23 protein-coding genes are annotated in these 21,825 nt (G+C 69.0%); 11 read left to right on the top strand and 12 right to left on the bottom strand.

Annotation, left to right across the window (positions count from 1 at the left end; genetic code table 11):
• Positions 1 to 92: 92 nt before the first annotated feature.
• The gene (locus tag V6M45_RS11355) at positions 93 to 668 is read left to right on the top strand and encodes a hypothetical protein (RefSeq protein WP_332656495.1); all 576 of its coding nucleotides are present in this window, start codon (positions 93 to 95) and stop codon (positions 666 to 668) included.
• Between the two features lies 1 nt (position 669).
• On the opposite strand, the gene V6M45_RS11350 is transcribed toward V6M45_RS11355, so the two are convergent.
• The 3 genes from V6M45_RS11350 to rnr are packed head-to-tail and all read right to left on the bottom strand — an operon-like array spanning position 670 to position 5,612.
• Entirely contained in the window at positions 670 to 2,520 is a 1,851-nt protein-coding gene (locus V6M45_RS11350; protein WP_332656493.1) for a sulfotransferase, read from the bottom strand.
• A 48-nt stretch (positions 2,521 to 2,568) separates the two neighbouring features.
• Positions 2,569 to 3,276: an NUDIX hydrolase gene (locus V6M45_RS11345; protein ID WP_332656491.1), complete on the bottom strand. Its 708-nt coding sequence runs from the start codon at positions 3,274 to 3,276 to the stop codon at positions 2,569 to 2,571.
• Positions 3,273 to 5,612, bottom strand: coding sequence for a ribonuclease R (rnr, locus tag V6M45_RS11340; RefSeq protein WP_332656489.1), 2,340 nt, complete (start codon positions 5,610 to 5,612; stop codon positions 3,273 to 3,275). The genes V6M45_RS11345 and rnr overlap by 4 nt, the downstream gene beginning before the upstream one ends.
• A gap of 112 nt (positions 5,613 to 5,724) precedes the next feature.
• Between rnr and V6M45_RS11335 the strand changes: the two genes are divergently transcribed.
• Genes V6M45_RS11335 through V6M45_RS11315 form a run of 5 tightly spaced genes read left to right on the top strand, consistent with a single transcriptional unit; the run spans position 5,725 to position 10,589 of the window.
• Positions 5,725 to 7,128 carry a cystathionine beta-synthase gene (locus V6M45_RS11335; RefSeq protein WP_332656487.1) on the top strand — a complete coding sequence of 468 codons (1,404 nt, stop codon included), beginning with the start codon at positions 5,725 to 5,727 and terminating at the stop codon, positions 7,126 to 7,128.
• A 3-nt stretch (positions 7,129 to 7,131) separates the two neighbouring features.
• Positions 7,132 to 7,890 (top strand): alpha/beta hydrolase family protein, encoded by a 759-nt coding sequence (locus V6M45_RS11330; RefSeq protein WP_332656486.1) that lies wholly within the window; start codon positions 7,132 to 7,134, stop codon positions 7,888 to 7,890.
• A complete protein-coding gene (locus tag V6M45_RS11325; protein ID WP_332656484.1) occupies positions 7,887 to 8,699 on the top strand; it encodes an alpha/beta hydrolase family protein in 813 nt (270 codons plus the stop codon). Before V6M45_RS11330 ends, V6M45_RS11325 begins: the two co-directional genes overlap by 4 nt.
• Positions 8,686 to 9,429, top strand: a complete 744-nt coding sequence (locus V6M45_RS11320; RefSeq protein WP_332656482.1) for an alpha/beta hydrolase family protein — start codon at positions 8,686 to 8,688, stop codon at positions 9,427 to 9,429. The genes V6M45_RS11325 and V6M45_RS11320 overlap by 14 nt, the downstream gene beginning before the upstream one ends.
• Positions 9,426 to 10,589 carry a cystathionine gamma-synthase gene (locus V6M45_RS11315; protein ID WP_332656479.1) on the top strand — a complete coding sequence of 388 codons (1,164 nt, stop codon included), beginning with the start codon at positions 9,426 to 9,428 and terminating at the stop codon, positions 10,587 to 10,589. The genes V6M45_RS11320 and V6M45_RS11315 overlap by 4 nt, the downstream gene beginning before the upstream one ends.
• Before the next feature lie 47 nt (positions 10,590 to 10,636).
• Here V6M45_RS11315 and V6M45_RS11310 read toward each other — a convergent pair whose 3' ends face one another.
• The 7 genes from V6M45_RS11310 to V6M45_RS11280 all read right to left on the bottom strand — a co-directional run bounded on the left by V6M45_RS11310 (position 10,637) and on the right by V6M45_RS11280 (position 14,541).
• Positions 10,637 to 10,897, bottom strand: coding sequence for a hypothetical protein (locus V6M45_RS11310; protein ID WP_332656477.1), 261 nt, complete (start codon positions 10,895 to 10,897; stop codon positions 10,637 to 10,639).
• Positions 10,898 to 10,974: 77 nt separating this feature from the next.
• Entirely contained in the window at positions 10,975 to 11,187 is a 213-nt protein-coding gene (locus V6M45_RS11305) for a cold-shock protein (protein WP_168049007.1), read from the bottom strand.
• Positions 11,188 to 11,408: 221 nt separating this feature from the next.
• Positions 11,409 to 12,026: a fasciclin domain-containing protein gene (locus tag V6M45_RS11300; RefSeq protein ID WP_332656475.1), complete on the bottom strand. Its 618-nt coding sequence runs from the start codon at positions 12,024 to 12,026 to the stop codon at positions 11,409 to 11,411.
• 205 nt (positions 12,027 to 12,231) lie between these two features.
• Complete coding sequence (locus tag V6M45_RS11295) at positions 12,232 to 12,444, bottom strand: cold-shock protein (protein WP_168049003.1); 213 nt, start codon at positions 12,442 to 12,444, stop codon at positions 12,232 to 12,234.
• Positions 12,445 to 12,607: 163 nt separating this feature from the next.
• Positions 12,608 to 12,829, bottom strand: coding sequence for a hypothetical protein (locus V6M45_RS11290; protein WP_332656471.1), 222 nt, complete (start codon positions 12,827 to 12,829; stop codon positions 12,608 to 12,610).
• Between the two features lie 38 nt (positions 12,830 to 12,867).
• Positions 12,868 to 13,569, bottom strand: coding sequence for a TorF family putative porin (locus tag V6M45_RS11285; protein ID WP_332656469.1), 702 nt, complete (start codon positions 13,567 to 13,569; stop codon positions 12,868 to 12,870).
• A gap of 45 nt (positions 13,570 to 13,614) precedes the next feature.
• A complete protein-coding gene (locus V6M45_RS11280) occupies positions 13,615 to 14,541 on the bottom strand; it encodes an NAD(P)H-dependent flavin oxidoreductase (RefSeq protein WP_332656467.1) in 927 nt (308 codons plus the stop codon).
• 153 nt (positions 14,542 to 14,694) lie between these two features.
• On the opposite strand from V6M45_RS11280, the gene V6M45_RS11275 reads away from it, so the two are divergent.
• From V6M45_RS11275 to V6M45_RS11260, 4 genes are all read left to right on the top strand, one after another.
• Positions 14,695 to 15,030, top strand: a complete 336-nt coding sequence (locus V6M45_RS11275; RefSeq protein ID WP_332656465.1) for a GIY-YIG nuclease family protein — start codon at positions 14,695 to 14,697, stop codon at positions 15,028 to 15,030.
• 137 nt (positions 15,031 to 15,167) lie between these two features.
• The gene (queF, locus tag V6M45_RS11270) at positions 15,168 to 15,629 is read left to right on the top strand and encodes a preQ(1) synthase (RefSeq protein ID WP_332656463.1); all 462 of its coding nucleotides are present in this window, start codon (positions 15,168 to 15,170) and stop codon (positions 15,627 to 15,629) included.
• A 71-nt stretch (positions 15,630 to 15,700) separates the two neighbouring features.
• A complete protein-coding gene (locus tag V6M45_RS11265) occupies positions 15,701 to 16,558 on the top strand; it encodes a DUF817 domain-containing protein (protein WP_332656461.1) in 858 nt (285 codons plus the stop codon).
• A 142-nt stretch (positions 16,559 to 16,700) separates the two neighbouring features.
• A complete protein-coding gene (locus V6M45_RS11260) occupies positions 16,701 to 18,287 on the top strand; it encodes a phytoene desaturase family protein (RefSeq protein WP_332656459.1) in 1,587 nt (528 codons plus the stop codon).
• On the opposite strand, the gene V6M45_RS11255 is transcribed toward V6M45_RS11260, so the two are convergent.
• Both V6M45_RS11255 and V6M45_RS11250 read right to left on the bottom strand, forming a co-directional pair.
• Positions 18,284 to 18,661, bottom strand: a complete 378-nt coding sequence (locus V6M45_RS11255) for a response regulator (RefSeq protein WP_332656457.1) — start codon at positions 18,659 to 18,661, stop codon at positions 18,284 to 18,286. The two genes, V6M45_RS11260 and V6M45_RS11255, sit on opposite strands and share 4 nt — an antisense overlap.
• Positions 18,658 to 20,220: a PAS domain-containing sensor histidine kinase gene (locus V6M45_RS11250; RefSeq protein WP_332656455.1), complete on the bottom strand. Its 1,563-nt coding sequence runs from the start codon at positions 20,218 to 20,220 to the stop codon at positions 18,658 to 18,660. The genes V6M45_RS11255 and V6M45_RS11250 overlap by 4 nt, the downstream gene beginning before the upstream one ends.
• A gap of 74 nt (positions 20,221 to 20,294) precedes the next feature.
• Here V6M45_RS11250 and V6M45_RS11245 point away from each other — a divergent pair, with 74 nt between their 5' ends.
• A complete protein-coding gene (locus tag V6M45_RS11245; RefSeq protein WP_332656453.1) occupies positions 20,295 to 21,821 on the top strand; it encodes a carboxylesterase/lipase family protein in 1,527 nt (508 codons plus the stop codon).
• Positions 21,822 to 21,825: the final 4 nt, after the last annotated feature.

Raw genomic sequence — 21,825 nt, 5'->3', positions numbered from 1 at the left:
ATGAGAGGCGCGGAACATACTCAGGCGCGTCCGGAAGTCAACCGCGCGAGAGACGCATTGAGCCGGAAGGCCTGGCGGGTCAGGGTGGGGGCATGAAAACCCTGACGCTCGCCGCGGTCGCGGCCCTGTTTCTGTCGCCGATACTGGCGGGCTGCGCCAGCGCGCCGGAGCCGAGCCATCCGCAAGACGCCTTCATGGCGCGGCTGAACGCCCTGTGCGGCCAGAGATTCGTGGGCCGGGTGGTGAGCGATGACCCGGCGGATGCGGATTTCCGCGCGAACCGGCTGGTGATGCATGTGCGCGACTGCTCGGCCGGGGAAGTGGGGATCCCGTTCGCCGTGGGCGAGGACCGGTCGCGGCGCTGGATCGTGACCCGCACCGGGACGGGGCTGCGGCTCAAGCATGATCACCGCGACCCGCAGGGCGTGATCCACGGCTATCACATGTACGGCGGCGACACGGCCGGGGCGGGTACGGCCGAACGGCAGGAATTTCCGGTGGACCGGGAGTCGATCGAGCAGTTCGTCGCCGGCGGGGCGCAGGTCTCCACCACCAACGTCTGGGCCATGGAGGTCCATCCGAGGCGGATCTTCGCCTATGAGCTGCGCCGTCCGGGCGGGCGGTTCATGCGGGTCGAGTTCGATCTGACGCGGCCGGTGGCCGAATAGCTTAGCGGAAGGCGCGCAGGCGCTCGATCAGGGGCTGGAGGCCGGGGATCAGGGGCTCGATCTCGGCGGCGTTCTTCTTCCACTTGCCGGCTTCGGGCGGGGTCAGGGTGTGGCGCGAGGGCGGCAGGTCGCCGCCGGTGCGCTCGACCAGGGCCGGGTCGAACTCCAGCCCCGCGAAATCGCAGACGCCGCGGATGACGGCGGCCGGATCGGCGAGGAAGTCGCTGTAGCGGACCACGTGACGGCGGTCGGCTGGCAGCTGCTCCAGATCGTCCATGATGGTCTGGTTGGTGGTCGCCCACTGATAGGCCGCGACCTCGGGCAGGGGCCTGCCCTTGAGGCCCTGCCAGCCGGGCGGCAGCAGCAGGGACCACGGGCCGTCCCAGCCGGGCAGCTGCGGATAGGTGACCCAGCCGCCGGCGCGCCAGGCGTCGATGATGCTGGAGATGTTCTCCTCCGGCTCGCGCCACAGGAAGACGAAGCGGGCGTCCGGGAAGAGGGCGTTGAAGAAGGGGATGCGCAGGGCGTTCTTGGGCGTCTTCTCGAGCAGGCGCACCGAGGCGGCGGCGGCGGGGGCGCCGGCGGCGTCGACCAGTTTCTCGGCCAGGCGCGACTTCATGGCCAGGGCGATCTCGGGCGTCATCCGGTCCGCGGTCAGGCGGTTGGAGTCGACACCGGGGGCGCCGGGCAGGAATATGCGGAAGCCCTCGACCAGCCAGTGGGCCTCGCCGCCGGGATTATGCAGCTGGGGCGTGACCGCGAGGGTCTCGAACAGGGCGGTGCTGCCCGAGCGGGGCGCGGCGACGATGATGACGGGGCGGTCGTAGTCGGGGGTGCGCACGACCGGGCGGACGGCCGGCGCGGCCGGGGTCGTGGCGCCGGAGCCGGCGGCCGGAGCGCCCATGACGCCGACCTCGGGATTCACGGCATAGGTGCCGATGCGCTGGCCGATGACGCGCAGCACCGGCATCTGGTTGGAGCGGACGCGCAGGTCGTCGCCGAGGGCCTGGACCTGCTGCAGCAGCATCTCCAGCCGCTTGCGGTAGTGGGGCACGCCGCGGTCGGTGTCGGCGAACAGGGACCACAGCTGACGCCAGTCCTGGCGGAAGCCGTAGAGGACGCGCTGATAGCGGGCGAACTCCTCGGCGCCCGCGTCGCCCGGCTTGAGCGAGACCGTCTCCTCGGCCAGGTCGCGCAGCAGGTCGTCGACCTCGGACGGGGGCATGACACGGTAGATGTTGTGCTGCTCGGTGGCGATGCCGACGCGGGCGCCGGGCTGGTACGGCACGGCCTGGGGCGGGATGTCCTGGGCCGCGGCGGCGTGGGCCATGTCCCAGAATCGGCTGTTCCCGGTGGTGTCGGCGACGAGGTGGACGCGCTCGATGTCCGAGCCGTTCTCGACCTTGTGCGGACGCCAGTTGTCGAAGATCCACGACTCGCCCTGGCCCATGTGCACCACCTGGTCGTCGCAGAAGAACCGGACATCCGGCGTGGTCACGATCGGGATGTGCAGCCGGACGCGGTGGAACCAGTGGTAATTGATGTCGGTGTGCATCGGCACCGTCGACCCGGGGCCGAGCTTCATCAGGCGCGAGCGGCTCCAGACCACGCCGAAATGGGCCAGCACCTGCTGCAGATAGGGCGAGGCCTTCAGGTGGGGCGTCATGGCCATGGGCCCGGCGACGTCGTCGTTCTCGCCGCCGCCGACGGTGATCAGGCGCAGGGCGCTGTTGCCGTCGAGATTGTTGGGGTGACGCACCCAGGCCTCGGCCGGGAAGGCCGCGACCTCTTCCTGCAGCCGGGCCGCGTCGAAGCGGAACGGCAGCTTGATGAACGGAACCTCGAGCTTCATCCCGTCGGCATACCGGCGAGCGGGGCCGGGGTCAAAGCGGGCGGAGCTTCAATCCTGATGCTCGACGACGTGCCGGCCGCGGATCATGCGCACGAAGGGCACCGGGCGCTGCGGATGGGTCAGACGGTCGGAGACCTCGCCGAGCACGAAGCGGGTGATGGCCGGGAGGTCGAGGGAGCGGGCGTCCGCGAGCGGCAGCCAGGCGATCTCGTCCAACTCGCCGGAGCCGGCGGTGGGCTCGGGATGGAGCAGGGCCGAGGCGTCGGCCATGAAGAAACGGGCGTCGAAGCGGCGGCTGCGGCCGGGCGGGGTGATCGCGCGGGCGATGTAGCGGAGCGCCGCGAGATCGGGCAGGGCCCCGGCGGCCCGGAACTCGCGCCACGGTCCGGCGACGGAGGCGGGCGGGGCCGGCTCCGCCAGCAGAAGGCCGGTCTCCTCGAAGGTCTCGCGCACGGCGGCGAGGGCCAGGGCGCGGGCGCGGCGGGGCGTCATCTCGCGGTGCAGCCGGATTGCGTCGGCGTCGGCGAGATCGGTGGCGAAGGCGGCGGAATGGTCGGCTCGCTCCACCCGACCGCCGGGAAAGACCCACTTGGCCGCCATGAAGACGTGGCCGGGCGCGCGCCGGCCCATCAGCACCTCGGGCGCGCGTTTCCGGACCCGGGTCAGGATCAGGGTGGCGGCGTCCTTCGGGCGCTGGCGGTCCCCGGTGCGCGGGGCGTCCCTGAGATCCTGCGCCGCGTCGAACGGCTGGCTCACCGCCGCTTGCCCTTGCGGACGCCCTTCAGGCCGCCGGAGGGTTTGCCGCCGCGGGGAGGCTTGGGACCGCCGGGGCGGGCGCCGCCGCGCTTCGGGAAGCCGTCGCCGCCCTTGCCGCGGGCGCGGACGCCGAGGCGGGGGGCAGGGGCGTTGGGGTCGCGCGGGGCCGGGTCCGAGATCATTTCGAATACGAGACCGCCGGTGACCGGCGTGGCCTCGACCAGCTTGACCTCGACGGTGCGGCCCAGGGTCCAGCGCTGGCCGCTGCGTTCGCCGACAAGGGCGTGGATGCGGTCGTCGTGGTGGAAATATTCGCCGCCCAAGGTGGAGACGGGGACGAGGCCGTCGGCGCCGGTCTCATCGAGGCGGATGAACAGGCCGAAGCGGGTCACGCCGGTGATGCGGCCGGTGAAGGTCGCGCCGACGCGCTCGGACAGGAAGGAGGCCATATAGCGGTCCATGGCGGCGCGCTCGGCGGCCATGGAGCGGCGCTCGGTCATCGTCACCTGTTCGGCGATGGCGGGCAGTTCGCTGATCTCGCGGTCGGTCAGGCCGTCCTTGCCGAGGCCGAGGGCGCGGATCAGACCGCGGTGGACGATCAGGTCGGAATAGCGCCGGATCGGCGAGGTGAAGTGGGCGTAGCGGTCGAGGTTGAGGCCGAAGTGGCCGACGTTCTCCGGCGAATAGATGGCCTGCATCTGGGTGCGCAGGACGACCTCGTTGACGACCTCCGCGTGGGGGGTGTCGCGGGTCTCGTCGAGGAGCTTGTTGAACCGTTTGGTAGTCGCGGGCTCGCCCTTGTTCCACGGCTTGCCGATGGTCTGGAGGAAGTCGCCGAGGTTGAACAGCTTCTCCTGACTGGGGGCGTCGTGGACGCGGTAGAGCAGGGGCGTCTTCTTCTGCTCCAGCGTCTCGGCGGCGCAGACGTTGGCCTGGATCATCATCTCCTCGATCAGGCGATGCGCCTCCAGCGACTTGCGCGGCTCGATGGTCCCGATGCCGCCGCCCGGGTCCATCAGCACCTTGCGTTCGGGGCTTTCGATGGCCAGCGGGGAGCGTTTGGTGCGGCCCTTGAGCATGGCCCGGTAGGCGTTCCACAGCGGGTACAGGATCAGGTCCATGATCGGGCCGGTGATGTCGTCGGTCCCGCCGCCGTTTTCCGGGCCGTCGATGGCGGCCTGGGCCTGTTCGTAGCTGAGGCTGGCGTGCGACCGCATCAGGCCGCGGACGAACTTGTGGCCGATCTTCCGCCCGTCCTTGTCGAAGACCATGCGGACGGCGAGGCAGGCGCGGTTCTGGCCGTGCTTGAGGCTGCACAGGCCATTGGACAGGACCTCGGGCAGCATCGGCTCGACGCGGTCGGGGAAGTAGGTCGAATTGCCCTTCTCGCGCGCTTCGCGGTCGAGGGCCGTTCCGGCGCGGACGTAGGCGGAGACGTCGGCGATGGCGACCCAGACGACCCAGCCGCCCTCGTTCTTCGGATCCTCGTCGCGCTGGGCGAAGACCGCGTCGTCGTGGTCGCGGGCGTCGGCGGGATCGATGGTGATCAACGGCAGGTCGCGCAGGTCCTCGCGTCCCTGGAGCGTCGGCAGGGCCTGGTCCTCGGCCTCCTGCAGAACCTTGTCGGAGAAGCCCATCGGCACATTGTGGGCGGCGATGGCGATCAGGGAGGCGGCGCGGGGATCGTCCTCGCGGCCTATGGTCTCAAGGATCTTGCCGCGTTTGGGTCCGTAGCGCTGCTCGCCCTTCTCGATGGCGGCCAGCACCAGATCGCCGTCGCGGAGGTCGGCGCCCTGGGCGTGGGGGACCAGGAGGACGTCCTTCGAGCGGCGGTCGACGGGTTCGACCCGGACCTCCTTGTTGGATTTGCGGATGACGCCGAGGACGCGGTTCGTATCGGTGTCGAGCACCTTGATGACCCGGGCTTCCCAACCGTCCTCGCCGCGCGAGAATTTGGCCAGGACGCGGGCCCCGAGGCCGGGGGCGGCGCCGGTCTTGCCGGTGTTGTCGGGAACGAGGATGGCGCGGGGCGCATCGGGCGACGCCTCGACGAGGCGGACGTAGAGCTCGCCGTCGACGTCCCGTTCGATCACATCGGCGACGCCGACGGGGGGCAGGGCGCCGGCTTCGGAAAAGCCCTTGCGGCCGCGCTTGCCGAGTTCACCCGCGGCCTCAAGCTCGCGGATCATTTCTCGCAGGGCGCGGCGGTCCCCGCCTTTCAGGCCGAAATGGCGGGCGATATCGGTCTTCTCGGCCGATCCGGCCTCGCGCAGGAAGGCGAGGAGGGCAGCCTTGTCGGGAAGGCCGGCGGCCGGGCGTTTGGGAGATTTGGTCATTGGAATCCTAGATAACGCGCTTCACGCCTGTTCGGAGGCGAAATCTTGCGCGGCTTGTCGTGAAGAGGGGTGGAGCCTAGCTTTCGGCTCCAAGCCCTGTGGAGTTGTCTGAATGTCTCTCGCCCCCGCCCCGGTCCTGACCGGTCCGACCGGCTCGCTGCTGGACCTGATCGGCAAGACGCCGATGGTGGAGGTGACGAAGATGGACACCGGCCCGTGCCGGCTGTTCCTGAAACTGGAATCGCAGAACCCGGGCGGATCGATCAAGGACCGCATCGCGCTGTCGATGATCGCGGCGGCGGAGGCGGAGGGGTTTCTGAAGCCCGGCGGGACCATCGTCGAGGCGACGGCCGGCAACACCGGGCTGGCGCTGACCTTGGTGGGTCAAGCCAAGGGGTATAAGGTGCTGCTGGTCATCCCGGACAAGATGTCCAAGGAAAAAATCCAGCATCTCAGAGCGATGGGCGCCGATGTTCGCCTGACGCGTTCGGACGTGCCGCACGGGCATCCGGAATATTACACCGACATGGCGGAGCGTCTGGCGCAGCAGATCCCGGGCGGGTTCTACGTCAACCAGTTCGCCAACGACGCCAACTCCCTGGCCCATTTCCAGACCACCGGTCCCGAGATCTGGGAGCAGATGGGCCGCGACATCGACGCCTTCGTCGCCGGCATCGGCTCTGGCGGCACCATCACCGGCATCGCCCGGTTCCTGAAAAGCGTCGGTTCGGACGCGAAGATCATCCTCGCCGATCCGGTCGGTTCGACCCTCGCGGGCCTCGTCAACGAGGGCGTTCCCGGGCCGGAGGGCAGCTATACGGTCGAAGGCATCGGGCAGAATTTCGTGCCGGACACGGCCGACATGGACCTGATCGACACCGCCTATTCGATCCCCGACGCCGAGGCCGTCGCCACGGTGCGCGAACTGCTGCTGAAGGAGGGGGTGCTGGCCGGCTCGTCGTCGGGCACGCTGATCGCCGCGGCCCTGCGCTGGTGCCGCGAACAGACCGAGCCGAAGCGGGTGGTGACCTTCGTCTGCGACACCGGGGCGAAATACCTGTCCAAGGTCTACAATGACGCCTGGCTGGCGGATCAGGGTCTGGGCCAACGCGAGTTGCATGGCGATCTGTCGGACCTGATCACCCGCAAATACGAGAATGGCGACGTGGTCGTGATCGGTCCGGACGACACGCTCGACACGGCCTTCAAGCGGATGAAGGGGGCTGACGTCTCCCAGTTGCCGGTGATCGCGGACGGGCGACTGGTCGGGATCGTCGACGAGAGCGACATCGTCCATGTGATGAACACCGACGAGATCACCCGCGAGGAGCGCTTCAGGAAGCCGGTCGGTTCGGTGATGACGCGCGACCTCGACACGGTGCAGGTGTCCGAATCCCTCGAAGCCCTGATCCCCCTGTTCGACCGAGACCGGGTGGCCATCGTGCTGGACGGAGAGGCGTTTGTGGGCCTGATCACCCGCAGCGATCTGATCAACCACCTGAGCCTGAACCGGTAAGCGATGAGGCGCGGCCCGCACCTGGCGTTCGCATTGGCCCTTGTCTGGTCGCTGCCGTCGGCGGCGCAGGCGGCCTGCGACGGCGACGTGGCTCATGCGGCCACGCGGACGCAGGCGTCGTATGAGAGTGGGCAGGCGACCGTGCGGGGTCTGATCTATCGCCCCGCCCGGCCGAACGGGGCGGGGGTGGTTCTGCTGCACGGCGCGAGGGGGCTGGCCGCCGACGCGCAGACGTTCGATCCCCATGCGATCCAGCTGGCGTCGCGGGGCTATCATGTGCTGGTCCCCAACTATTACGACGCGCAACCGGGCCGCCAGAACCGGACCGATCGCGATCTGCGGCTCTGGCGTGGCGCGGCGCGGGACGGCGCAGCCTTCCTGGGCTCCCAGCCTGGAATGGAGCCGGGCCGGGTGGCGCTGTGGGGCTATTCGCTCGGCGGCTTCCTTTCGGGCGAGACGGCGATGGAGGCGGACGCCGTGGCGGCGGCGGTCTCGGTGGCCGGCGGCCTGGACGCGGGCGAGGCCGGCCGGGCCGGGCGGCCGGTCCCGGTGCTGCTGATTCACGCGCGACGGGACCCGGTGATCTCGCCGGAGTCCACGCGGCGGTGGGGAGACGGCTTGCGGCGCCGGGGTGCGACGGTCGAGATTCAGGCCCTGCGGCACGAGGGGCACGGCCTCGGCCGCGCGGCCTGGTGCGATGTGTTCGAGCGGACGCGGACCTTCCTGGACCGCGCCCTGATCGGGGGAGAGGCGGGATCATGAGGGGGAGGGGTCCGGCCATTCCGACGCGCCTCGCGCTGGTCGGGCTGATCGCGGCCCTGGCCGGCGGGCCCCGCGCGCTGGCGCAGGTTCCCGAGAGGCCGCAGGTGGGGGTTCCGGGCTGCGCCGACGATGTGCCGGTGCGGGCCTCGAGGGCGCTGATCGCCTTCGAGAGCCGGGGACGGCCGGTGCGGGCCTATCTCTATACGCCGCGGGGCGAGGCCAACGGCGATGGCGTCGTGATGCTGCATGGCGGCACGGGGTTCGAGATGAACTCGATCCTGTTCGACGCCCATGCGATCCAGCTGGCGTCCCGGGGCTATCATGTGATCCTGCCGGCCTATTTCGACGCCGCGGATCCGGATCCCAGCCGGCGGGCCGTGACCGCGCGGGCGTGGCGGCAGGCGGCGCTGGACGCGGCCGGCGAGCTGGCTTCCGGACAGGGACTGTCGGCCGGGCGGGTGGCGCTTTGGGGCTATTCGCGCGGCGCCGGGGTCGCGGTCGATGCGGCTGCCGCGCCCGGGGGCGAGGTGCGTTCGGTGGTGCTCGCAGCCGGGGGCGGCGCCGTGGAGCAGAGCCTGGCCGGACGCGATCTGTCGGTGCTGCTGCTGCATGCGCGGCGCGACGAGGCCGTGCCGGTTCGGGCGACGCTGCGGTTGGCGGATGACCTGCGCGAGGCGGGGGCGGCCGTGGAAGTGCGCGAACTGGCGTTCGACGGCCATCAGTACGACCTGCCCACTTGGTGCGCCGTCATGAGCCATACGCGAACCTTTCTTGAGAGCCGGCGGGAGGCGGGCCATGGACCGGCGTAGACTTCTGGCGGGCGCGGCGGCCGGGCTGGCGCTGGCGCCGGCCGCGCGGGCGCAGGACGCGGCGCCGATCTACGAGGGCATGACCTTTCAGAGCCACGACAAGCCGATCCGCGCCATCCACTATCGGCCGGCGGGCGAGGGGCGGCGGGCCGCGATCGTGATGATGCACGGCTCGGGCGGACGCATCCGCAACGCCGGGCCGTGGCATGAGCTGGCCATGCAGTTCGCAGGCGACGGCTATCAGGTGCTGACGCCGCTCTACACCGACGCCTTCCCCGACGACGGCGTCCGGCCGGAGCGGATGATGGAGGCGTGGCGCGACGTCGGCGAGCACGCCATCGACTGGTTCATCGAGCGGGGCGTGGACCGGCGGCGGACCGCGATGTTCGGCTATTCGCTGGGATCGTACGTCGCGGTCGACGGGGCGCTGGGCAACAGCCGGGCGGCGGCGGCGATCGGGCTGGCGGGGGGCGTCGATGTCTATACGCCGCGCGTCCCGCGCCGGCGCGTTCCGGTTCTGGTCATCCGGGCCGAGAACGACACCCATGTGCTGCCGCGCAACACAGCGGCCTGGGTCGACTTCCTGCGCGAGCATGACGTCAATGTGCGGGTTGAAGTGATCGCCGGGGCCGGCCATCTGTTGAGACCCCCCGAGTGGGCCGAGGTGTTCACGCGCTCGGCCGAATTCTACGGCGGCACCATCGGCCGCATCGATCAGGACACCGCATGAGCTCGCTGAAGAACAGCCAGGGTTTCTCGACCCGCGCCATCCACGCCGGCCAGCGGCCCGACCCGACCACGGGCGCGGTGATGACGCCGATCTACGCCACCTCTACCTACGCCCAGGAAAGCCCCGGGGTGAACAAGGGCTATGAGTACGCGCGGGGCAAGAACCCGACGCGCGAGGCGTTCGAGGCCTGTCTGGCGGATCTCGAGGGCGGGACCCACGGTTTCGGCTTCGCCAGCGGCATGGCGGCGACCTCGACGGCGCTGGAACTGCTGGACGCGGGTTCGCACATCGTCACTGGCGACGACTTGTACGGCGGTTCGTGGCGGCTGTTCGAGCGGGTGCGGCGGCGGTCGATGGGGCTGGACTTCGCCTATGTCGATTTGAGCGATCTGGCGAAAGTCGAGGCGGCCATCACGCCGAAGACGAAGCTGATCTGGGCCGAGACCCCGACCAATCCGCTGATGAAACTGGCCGACATCGCCGGCCTGTCCCGGATCGCGAAGGCGCACGGCCTGCTGCTGGTGGTCGACAACACCTTCGCCACGCCATGGAGCCAGCAGCCGCTGAAGCTGGGGGCCGACGTGGTGATGCATTCGGCGACCAAATATCTGAACGGCCACTCCGACATCATCGGCGGGGCGCTGGTGACGGCGGACCCCGCGCTGGCGAAGGAGATCAAGTTTCTGCAGAACTCGGTCGGCGGGGTGATGGGGCCGTTCGACGCCTTTCTCGCCAACCGGGGGCTGAAGACCCTCGGCCTGCGCATGAGGGCGCACAACGAGAACGCCCTGGCCGTGGCCCGCTGGCTGGAGGAGCGGAAGGGGATCGCGAAGGTGATCTATCCGGGGCTGATCAGCCATCCGCAGCACGATCTGGCGGCGCGGCAGATGAACGGCCGCTTCGGCGGGATGGTGACGGCTGTCATCGACGGCGATCTGGCGCGGACCAAACAGGTGCTGGAGCGGGTGCAGGTCTTCACCCTGGCGGAGTCGCTGGGCGGGGTCGAAAGCCTGGTCAACCACCCGGCCATCATGACCCACGCCTCGGTGCCGAAAGAGCTGCGCGAGGCGGGCGGGGTGACGGACAACCTGATCCGGCTGTCCGTGGGCGTGGAGGATGTCGAGGATCTGATCGCGGATCTGGATCAGGCGCTGGGGTGATCAGCGGAACGGCGCGCCCCCGCTTTCGCGGGGCGCGGGGTCGATATTCAGGCGGCCTTGGAAGGCAGGGCCGTCTGGTGGCCGGTGGCCGGGACGACCTTCTTCTTGGCCGGCGCGCGAACCTTCTTGACCGTCGAGGCCGGCGCGGCGGCGCGGCGTTCGAATTCGGCGTCGATCAGAGGGAGGATTTCAGTGGCGGTGTTCATCTGAACCGCGGAGCCGGATTCCGACAGGCGGGCGGCGTTGGCGCGCAGGGCCTTGAGGTCGGGATCGCTCATGGCGGGGATCATGTCGGCAAGCGGGGTCATCGATAGTCTCCTGGGGACAAGGGAACGGAGGTCGGGCCGGCGCCTGTTCGGCGGCCGGCCCTTCCGTCAGTCGGAAACTATTCGGCGGCCTTCAGGCGACCGGCCGATTCCTTGCCCGAACGCGAGTCGCGCTCGATCTCGTAGGAGACCTTCTGGTTTTCGTTGAGCGAACCCAGGTCCGAAACTTCGACGGCCGAAGCGTGGACGAAAACGTCCTTGCCGCCATCATCGGGGGCGATGAAACCATAGCCCTTGGTGGAATTGTACCATTTAACAGTGCCGGTAGCCATTTTCAGGACCTCCGCTAGCAGTTGACCGCCGGAAAGAGTCCGGGAGGCCTGTCGGGTCTGAATGGGATCGGCTTTGGACCTCGGTGCGCGATGCAAAGGGACAGCAGCGTTTCGCAAGAGATCGACGAAGCCTCAAGTGGGCCCTTTCCCCGACAATAGCAAGCGCGGCCGTGAGATAGGCCGCGGGGCCGTCGCGCCGGCGACCGCCCCGCGGGTCATCATCAGTTGGGCATGGAGACGGTGTCGGTGACGTGGATCACGCCGTTGGACTGGAACACGTCGGCTTGGGTGACCGTGGCGGTGCCGCCCTTCTCGTCGGTCAGGATGACGGAGTCGCCGCGCAGCGAGGCCGTCAGGGTTCCGCCCTCGACGGTGGTCAGGGCGGCGCTGCCCCCGCCGGCGTTGATCTGCGCGATCAGGTCGGCCGCGGCGACCCGGCCGGCGACCACATGATAGGTCAGGATTTTGGTCAGGGTCGCCTTGTTGGCGGGCTCGACCAGGCTCTCGACCGTGCCGGCCGGCAGTTTGGCGAAGGCGGCGTCGGTCGGGGCGAAAACCGTGAACGGACCGGGGCCCGACAGGGTCTCGACAAGGCCGGCGGCGGTCACGGCGGCGACGAGGGTCTTGTGGTCGGCCGAGTTGCTGGCGTTCTCGACGATGGTCTTGTCGGGATACATGGCCGCGCCGCCGACCATGACGGTCTCCTGGGCGGGGGTCGCCGTGGCTTCGGCGGTTTCCGTGGCGGACGGCGTTTCCGCGGCCGGCGAGCAGGCTCCGGCGAAGACGGCGCAAGCGGCCACGCCGGCGATCAGAACGGTGCGGGTCGGGGTGAAGGTCATCTGTGTCTCTCCTGAGCGGCCGTCGATACGGCTCAGGGCACAGACGAAGGAGCGGGGCGGACGGATCACCTTTGCGGCTACTGGCCACACCCCGACATCCAGACAGGCGGTTCCTTCGTAAGGGCGCGCCCCGGACAGCAAAACGGCGGCGGAGCCGAGGCCCCGCCGCCGTTCGAAATCATGCGCCGGAGACCGGCGCCTGAACTCAGCCCTCGGTCTTCAGCTGACCAGCGGATTCCTTGCCCGAACGCTTGTCGCGCTCGATTTCGTAGGAAACCTTCTGGTTTTCATCGAGGCCGCGCAGGCCCGCCTGTTCGACGGCCGAGATGTGGACGAACACGTCCTTGCCGCCGTCGTCCGGCTGGATGAAGCCGTAGCCCTTGGTGCCGTTGAACCATTTTACAGTGCCGGTAGCCATTTTCAGGACCTCCGTTAGAAGTTGGCTACAGGGAAGAGCCCCTGGAGCCTGTCGGGTCTGAAAGGAGCGGCTAGACCTCAGTGCGAAAGCAGAGGGTGGCGTTTCGCAGAGAGATCGACGTCAGGGATAGTGGACGGTTCGCGTGGCGAAATCAAGCCGATGATCAGCTCGCGGTCTGGTCCTCGGTGGCGGGCTCGACAGGCGCCACATAGTGTTCCTGGCACAACTTGCGCAGGGCCGCGCTCAGGGTCGGGCCGTAGAGGGAGTCCTGGATGCGGTCGAAGCCCTCGGTGGACAGGGCCTGTTTGATGTCGCTGACGGTGCGGCACCGGCCCTCGCGGGCGAGTTCATAGGCGCGTTCGAGTGTGGTGGGTCTGTGAGTCATCCCACTCAGGTAGGTACGATGGGGCGCGATTGCGAGCCTCAGAAGGCGAAACTGAGGCCCGCGACCAGACTATCGGCGTATTGCTCGCCGGGAACGTCCGCGTCCGTCCCGTACCAGCGCAGGTCGGCCTCCAGACTGCGGGTCAGGGCGTAGGAAATCCCGGCGTTGTAGCCGGTGTAGTCGACGCTGGTTTCCTGCTCCCGGCGCCCGATGGCGGCGGAGGCGTAGAGCTTGTCGGTGAAGTCCCAGCCGATCTGCGCCTCGGTCCAGGTCCAAGCCTCGCCGGCGCCGATCGTGTCCGGCGAATACTGCAGGCGCAGACGGCCGCTGGCGGGGCCGATGGAACGCTTCATGTCGGCGGTGAATTCCCAGGCGTCGTCGTCGGTCGCCGGGTCGGCGTCGACCAGCCATTTGTGTTTGGCGTTGAGGTCGAAATCGAAGCCCGAGAATTCGGGCCGGACGCCGGCGGTCAGTGCGGCCTCAAGCTCCGAGCCGGAGGACTTGACCGTCTCGAACGAGGGCCCGGCGTAGAACAGGCCTGACGCGCTCTCCCACTCGGCCTCGCCCCAGACGAACGGGTCGCCGTCGGACTTGGACGCATCCTTGGAACGGTTGTCGGTCGCGGCCCCGACCGCGAAGCTCCAGGCGCCGGACGGGGGCGCGGCCTCCTGGGCGGCGGCGGCTGAGGCGCAGGCGAGCAGGGCGGTCGCGGCGGCGGCGGTCGTCAGGGTGCGGATCATCGGTGGTCGCTTCGGTCTGGCCAGGGGTCCGGGATGCGGGCCGGTCTAGAACCGCTTCTTGTCGAAAACGGCGCAGGCCTCCGCATATTCGTCCCGAAGCCGGCGGACAAGTTGCTCCGTCGGCAGAATATCATGCACCGCGCCGACGCCCTGACCGGCCGACCAGACTGTCTTCCACGCGCGCGCCTCCTCGCCCATGTCGAGCTTGTGCTCGGGCAGCGATTTCGGATCGATGCCGTTGGCGATCAGCGAGGGCGTCAGGAAGTTGGCGGGGATGCCCGAGACGGCCGGGGTGTAGGTGATGTCCGAAGCGCCGGCGTCGACGATCATCTGCTTGTACTCCTGCTGGGCCTGGCTCTCGGTCGTCGAGATGAAGCGGGTGCCCATATAGGCGAAGTCGGCGCCCAGCATGGTCGCCGCGGCGACGTCGCGGCCGGTGGAGAGGCAGCCGGACAGGATGATAGTCCCGTCAAAGAAGGTGCGGACCTCCTCAACCAGGGCGAAGGGGTTGACCACCCCCGCGTGGCCGCCGGCGCCGTTGGCCACCAGGATCAGGCCGTCGACCCCCGCCTGGGCGGCCTTCTTCGCATGACGGACGTTGGCGATGTCGTGGAAGACCACGCCGCCATAGCCGTGCACCGCCTCGACCACGTCGCGCACCGCGCCCAGGGAGGTGATGATCAGCGGCACCTTTTCCTCGACCGAGACCATCATGTCGGCCATCAGCCGCGGATTGGTCGGGTGGACGATGTGGTTGACGCCGAAGGCGGCGGCGTCGGGGTTCAGCCGGCCCTTGATCTCCTGCAGCCAGTCCCGATAGCCGTCGGTGGTGCGCTGGTTCAGCGACGGGAAGGTGCCGATGACCCCGTTGTTGCAGCACTCGACGACGAGGTCGGGGCCGGAGACGAGGAACATCGGCGCGGCGATCACCGGCAGCTTCAGTCCCTTTTGCAGCGATGCCGGAATGGCCATGACGTTTCCCCGGGTTGTCTTTCGCTACGGATAGCGGGCTGTCGCGGGGGAAGGCAAATGGTCAGACCTGCTTCCCGCGCCAGGAACGGGCGACGGGCATATTTACCCGGGTAAAAATAACCGCTATATTACCCGGGTAAAAAGGAGACTCGTATGACCCCGCAGGAGCGGAAGGCCGCAGTGGCCGCCTACAAGGAGCGCAAGACCGTCGCCGGAGTGTTCGCGGTGATCTGCACCGCGACGGGCGAGGCCTGGGTCGGCAAGAGCCGCCACGTCGACACCGAGCAGAACGGGCTGTGGTTCACCCTGCGTCAGGGCGGGTCGCCATTCCGCACCCTGCAGGCGGCGTGGAACGCGAATGCGGAAGCCGATTTCCGCTTCGAACAGCTGGACCGGCTGCCCGAGGACGCCTCGCCGTTGATGCGCGAGCTGGAGCTGAAGGAGAGGGCGGCGCGCTGGACGGCGAGGCTGGGCGCCCAGGCCCTCTAGACGTCCCGGGCGGGCTCGTCGCTCCGGCGGGCGGATCCCTTCCCGGCGCCGGCCCTTTGAAAACCGGGGCGCATGGCCCTATTGCCTCGGGACACGTTCCTTCTCGCTGGCCGGCAGGCCGCCCCGGACTGAAATCCATGACCACCGACACTTCCGGCCTGCACCAGCTCGGCCAAATGACCGCCGCGCCGACGAGCCCGGAGACCGCCGTGCTGGAGCGGGTGCCGAACCCGCACGCGGGAACGCTGTACCTGACGCGGTTCACGGCGCCGGAGTTCACCAGCCTGTGCCCTGTGACGGGCCAGCCGGACTTCGCCCACATTGTCATCGACTATGCGCCGGGCGAGTGGCTGGTCGAGTCGAAGTCGCTGAAGCTGTACCTGACGAGCTTCCGCAACCACGGCGCCTTTCACGAGGACTGCACCGTGGCCATCGGCAAGCGGCTGGTCGATCTGCTGAAGCCGGCGTGGCTGCGCATCGGCGGCTACTGGTACCCGCGCGGCGGCATCCCGATTGACGTCTTCTGGCAGACCGGGGCGGCGCCGGAGGGGCTGTGGCTGCCGGACCAGGGCGTGCCGACGTACCGCGGGCGGGGGTGAATTCACCGCGCCACGGGAATTCCTCAGATTCTGCTCATGCCTGAGCCCCGGGCGGCGGCCAGGCTGATCCCATGACAGAACCGCGCCGTCTTCCGCTCGAAACCTGGGGCCGTCACTGGCTTGGCCGGCTGCAGGCATGGTCTGACCGGCGGGCGTGGAGCCGGTACGGGTTCGAGTTCCTGATGTTCGGGATCAAACAGGGCTGGGCCTGCCTGTTCGGCGGGGCGATGCTGGCGCTGCTGATCGCGACGAAGCTGTGGTGGCCCGAGCAGGCGCCGATCGCGCGCTACGACTTCCTCGTGCTGGCGGCGGTGACGATCCAGGCGGCCATGCTGGCGCTGAAGCTGGAGAGCTGGGAGGAGGCGAGGGTGATCTTCGTCTTCCACGTGGTCGGGACGGTCATGGAGCTGTTCAAGACGGCGGCGGGGTCGTGGATCTATCCGGAGGACAGCCTGCTGCGGATCGGCGCCGTGCCGCTGTTCTCGGGCTTCATGTATGCGGCGGTGGGCAGCTACATCGCGCGGATCTGGCGCATCTTCGACATCCGTTTCCGCCACTATCCGCCGCTGTGGACGACCTGGGCGCTGGCGGCGGCGATCTACGTCAACTTCTTCGCCCACCACTGGCTGCCGGACGTGCGGCTGGGGCTGTTCGCCCTGACCGCGCTGCTGTTCGGGCGCGGCTGGTTCTATTTCACCCCGGACCGGCGGCGGCGGTCGATGCCGTTTCTGCCCGGCTTCTTCCTCGTGGCCCTGTTCATCTGGTTCGCCGAGAACCTCGGCACCTGGGCGCAAGCCTGGGCCTATCCGGGGCAGGAGGACGGGTGGGAGCCGGTGTCTGTGGCCAAGCTGGGCAGCTGGTTCCTGCTGATGATGATCAGCGTGGTGCTGGTGTCGCTGGTGCACCGGCCGGAGGAAGAGCCACAATAGCTCCGCTCATCCCGGCGAAAGCCGGGACCCAGTCCTGTCCATCGTGACGCCAGCGTTTCGGGTCGGGCCATTGCAGGCTAAAGCCCTCTGATCATCACCCAAAGCACTGGGTCCCGGCTTTCGCCGGGATGAGCGGAAGAGAATGCGGACAGAAACCGACGTCGTCATCCTCGGCGGGGGCCACAACGGGCTCGTCTGCGCCTTCTATCTGGCGAAGGCCGGTCTGAAGGTGACGGTGCTGGAGCGGCGGCATGTCGTCGGCGGGGCGGCGGTGACGGAGGAATTCCATCCGGGCTTCCGCAACTCGACGGCCAGCTACACCGTCAGCCTGCTGAACCCGAAGGTGATCGCCGACATGGAACTGGCCCGGCACGGGCTGACCGTGGTCGAGCGCAAGGTCTCCAACTTCCTGCCGCTCGACGACGGCCGCTATTTCATCGCAGGCGAGGGACGAACGCAGGGGGAGGTGGCCCGGTTTTCAGCTCGCGATGCGGAGCGGCTGCCCGAATACGAGCGGCGGTTGGAAGTTGTGGCGGCGGTGCTGCGCGACTGGATCCTGAAGGCGCCGCCCAATGTGGTCGAGGGCGGCTGGATGGCGATGCTGCCGGAACTGCTGAAGGGCGCGTCGCTGGGCAGGCAGGCGGCGGGGCTGGATACACAGGGGCGGCGCGACCTTCTGGACCTGTTCGCCAAGTCGGCGGGCGACTGGCTGGACGGCTGGTTCGGGAGCGATCCGATCAAGGCCCTGTTCGGCTTTGACAGCGTCGTCGGCAACTACGCCAGCCCCTATACGCCGGGGTCGGCCTATGTGCTGCTGCACCATGTGTTCGGCGAGGTGAACGGGAAGAAGGGCGTCTGGGGTCATGCCCTGGGCGGCATGGGCGCGATCACCCAGGCCATGGCGAAGGCCTGCGCGGAGGTCGGTGTCGACGTGCGCCTGGAGACGCCCATCGCCGCGGTCCTGACCGAAAAGGGACAGGCCGTCGGGGCGGTGACCGAGGCGGGCGACGTGGTGCGGGCGCGGGCCGTGGTTTCCAACCTGCATCCGCGACTGCTGTTCGAACGGTTCGTGGACGACGCGGTCGTGCCGGCGGACTTCCGCGAGCGGATCGGCAACTACCAATCGGGCTCCGGCACCTTCCGCATGAATGTGGCCCTGTCGGAGTTGCCGAACTTCACGGCGCTGCCGGGGCAGGGGGATCACCTGACCGCCGGGATCATCATGGCGCCGTCGCTGGCCTATATGGACCGGGCCCACGCCGAGGCGCGGCTGAACGGGTGGTCGTCGAAGCCGATCGTGGAGATGCTGATCCCCTCGACCCTGGACGACAGCCTCGCGCCGCCGGGGCAGCATGTCGCCAGCCTGTTCTGCCAGCACGTCGATCCGACCCTGGGCGACGAGCACCGAGACACGGTGGCGGACCTGATGATCGAGACGGTCGATGCGCATGCGCCGGGCTTCAAGGCCTCGGTGGTCGGGCGGCTGGCGCTGGGGCCGCGCGATCTGGAGCGGCGTTTCGGCCTGGTCGGCGGCGATATCTTCCACGGGCGGCTGACGCTGGACCAGCTGTTCAGCGCCCGGCCGGTGCTGGGCCACGCCGACCACCGGATGCCGGTCCCGGGACTCTATCTTTGCGGCTCAGGCGCGCATCCGGGCGGCGGCGTCACCGGGGCGCCGGGGCACAATGCGGCGCGGGCGGTGCTGAAGGATCTGGGGCGGTCGCTCTAGACGTCCGCCAGACCCATGGCCTTCATCAGGGCGTCGCGGACGGCGGCTTCGGTGAAGGGCTTCTGCAGGGTCGGCTGGCCGCGCCATTCGTCGGGCAGGCCGCCCTCGCCGTAGCCGGTCGAGAAGACGAACGGCACCTTTCGCTCCCTGAGCGCCTCGGCGATGGGGAAGACCTGCCGGCCGGCGACGTTGACGTCCAGCAGGGCGGCGTCGAGGGCCCCACCTTCGGTGACCATCTGCAGGCCCTCCTCGACCGTGGCGGCGGGGCCGACGGGGACGCAGCCCATATCCTCAAGGATCGTCTCCAGCAGCATGGCCACGAGGGATTCGTCCTCGACGACCAGAACGCGGCGGCCTGCAAACGCCTGGGTCATGTGCCCTGCTCCCTGTCCAGCGGAATTGAGAAAGTCGCGGTGAATCCATCGCTTGCGTAGTCGAGTTCGACCTCTCCGGCCAGATCATGACGCACATTTCGTTCGATCAGTCGGCTGCCGAAACCCTTTCGCTCCGGCGCCGTCACCGGCGGGCCGCCGATCTCGCGCCAGACCAGCTGGAGCCGGGGATGCGTCTGGTCGGCCACCGACCAGTCCACGAGCACTCGCCCGTCCGGGGCGGACAGGGCGCCGTATTTGGCGGCGTTGGTGGCCAGTTCGTGGAAGATCATTCCCAGCGACAGCGCCGCGGCAGGGGCCAGGGCGACGTGCGGGCCGTTGACCGAGACGCGGGCGCTGCCGTGGGCCTCGGTCTCGTGCTGGAGGATGGCGTCGAGGTCGGCTCCCTCCCAATGGCTGCGGGTCAGCAGATCGTGGGTGTGCGACAGGGCGAGCAGGCGGGCCTGAAAGCCCGCGGCGAAGGTGCGCGGATCGCCGTGCGAGCGAGCGGTCTGCATGGCGATCGACTGGACCGTCGCCAGAGTGTTCTTCACCCGGTGGTTCAGCTCGTCGATCATCAGTTTCTGACGCTCGGTCGAGAGGACCGTCTCGGTCACATCGTGGCCCTGAACGAAGATGCCGGCCACGGCCCCGGTCGCGTCGCGGATCGGCTGGTAGATGAAGTTGAGGTAGACGGTCTGGAGGGGGCCGTCGGGCGTGCGCTGCAGCTGCACCTGGCTGGCGCGCCCCTCGTAGGCCTCGCCCGTGGCGTAGACGTTGTCGACCAATTCGAAGAAGCCCTGACCGGCGACTTCCGGAAGGGCCTCGCGGATCGTCTTGCCGGTGAGCTGGCGATGGCCGACCAACTGGGCGTAGGCCGTGTTGTGCATCTGGAAGACATGCTCGGGCCCGGACAGAAGGGCGACGAAGCCCGGCGCCTGCATGAACATCTCGAGCAGGCGGTTGCGCTCGCTTTCCAGCCGTACGTTGGCCAGCTGCACCTGTTCCGCCCGTCCGAGGACGGCGCCGCCGAGGATCGCGTCGATGGTGCTGACACTCTCGCTGGCGGCGCTGCGCTCGCGCAGCCGCTGCAGTTCCGTAATGTCGGTGGTATGCTGAAGCAGGAAGACGACCTCGCCGTCATCGCCGAGGATCGGCGTATGGGTGGCGCTCCAGTACCGATCCTCGAACTCCTGGCGGCCGTGCTCGTCGACGCGCGCCATCGAGAATTTCACCAGGGCGAGATGGTCCCGTCGGCGCTCGTCCCGAGCCCGCTCCAGCGAGGCCCGGACCTGACGGACATTTTCCGGCGCCTCTTCACCCGGCCCGGAATCGAAGGCGGCGAACAGGGGCTGACCGACGATGGCGGCGCGGGTGCTGTTGGTGACGTCCAGATAGGCCTGGTTGACGCCGGCGATGCGCAGATCGGGCGTGAGCAGCACATAGGGATTGGGCGAGGCGTCGAACGCGCTCGCCAGATCGACCGCCAGGCCGCCCGATTTCGCCAGTTCCTTCAAACCCGTCCCCGCCGTGCGCGTCGCTGTAACGCCTTGCTTGCGCATAGGTTCACGCGCCGGAAGCGTGTGGTGCATTTTGCGGTTTGAGCCAAGAGGGCGGGCGCGGCTAGTCTGGGTCCATGTCCATGGTTTCGTTTCTGGCGGCGGCGGTTCTGATGATGTCACCGGCTGGTCCCACGGACCCCGCGCCGCGCGCGACGGTGGAGCAGGGCGTACTGGTCGGGCGCGAAGCCGACGGCGTGCGCAGCTTCAAGGGCGTGCCCTATGCGCGGCCGCCGGTCGGCGACTTGCGCTGGCGGGCGCCGCGGCCTGCTGAAGGGTGGAGCGGGGAACGGGACGCGGGGCAGGTCGGCGCGATCTGCATCCAGCCGCCGGCCAACGGAGACAATGGGGTCGGGCCCCTGCCGATGAGCGAGGACTGCCTGACGCTGAACGTCTGGACGCCGGCGCAGGGCGACGGCCACGCGCCGGTGATGGTCTGGATCCACGGGGGCGGGTTGAACAACGGCTCGGGGACGGCGGCGCTGTATGATGGGACGAACCTGGCGATGCGCGGCGTGGTGGTGGTGACGATCAACTACCGGCTGGGGCGGCTGGGGTTCTTCGATCATCCGGCGCTGGCGGCGGAACGGGCTCCGGGCGAGCCAGCCGCCAACTACGGGCTGATGGATGTGATCGCCGCGCTGGAGTGGGTTCGGGACAATGCGGGGGCGTTCGGGGGCGACGCCGGCAACGTCACCGTCTTCGGCGAGTCGGCCGGCGGGGCGCTGGTGACGCGACTGATGATCTCCGAACCGGCTAGGGGCCTGTTCCACCGGGCCGTGGTGCAGTCGGGGTTGGGGCGTGACGAGGGCACGCCGCTGAACCGGGCGAGGCGCGACGGCGGCCCGTCGCTACAGGCGAGGGGAAAGGCGTTTGCGGAGTCCCTCGGCGCCGGGACGGCGGCGCAGCTGCGGGCGATCCCGGCGGAGGCCCTGCTGCGCCCGGCGCCCAATTTCTACGGCGGCGATCTGCTGGTCCAGGATGGCCGCTATGTGGGGGAAGATGTCGAGGCCGCCTTCGCCGCGGGGCGCCAGGCGCCCGTGCCGCTGATCATCGGCACGAACAGCGCCGAGTTCTGGTGGATGAAGCCCTCGGACCTGAGCCCCTACGGCGCCCTCGACGACGCGATGACAGAGGCGGAGCGCGGGGCGCTCGTCGAGGCCTATGGCGGACAGAACGGTTACGACGCCCATGTGCTGAGCGATCTGGTCTTCAATGAACCGGCGCGGCGCCTGGCGCGGCTGCATGCGCGCAGAGGGCATCCGACGTATCTGTACCGGTTTGACGTTGTCTCGGCGGCGATGCCAGAGCCGCACGAGGGGGCGACCCATGCTTCGGAGCGGCAGTACGTCTTCGACAATCTGACCGCCTCGCCCTGGCCGACGGGGGAGATGGACCAGCGGCAGGCCAATGCGATGGCCGGCTACTGGACGACCTTCGCGGCGAAGGGCGATCCTAACGGCGGTCAGCGTCAGGCCTGGCCAGAGTCCGGGGCGGAACCCGACCGGCTGCTGGAGTTCACCAATGACGGACCGGTGGCGAAGTCGATCCCTTTCGCGGACCGGCTGGATCTGATCGAGGCCTTCTACGCGCGGGTGCGTTGACGGC

The organism is Brevundimonas sp. (genome assembly GCF_036676055.1).
In the GTDB taxonomy this organism is placed as follows: domain Bacteria; phylum Pseudomonadota; class Alphaproteobacteria; order Caulobacterales; family Caulobacteraceae; genus Brevundimonas.
This window is presented reverse-complemented; position numbering and strand designations above follow the sequence as displayed.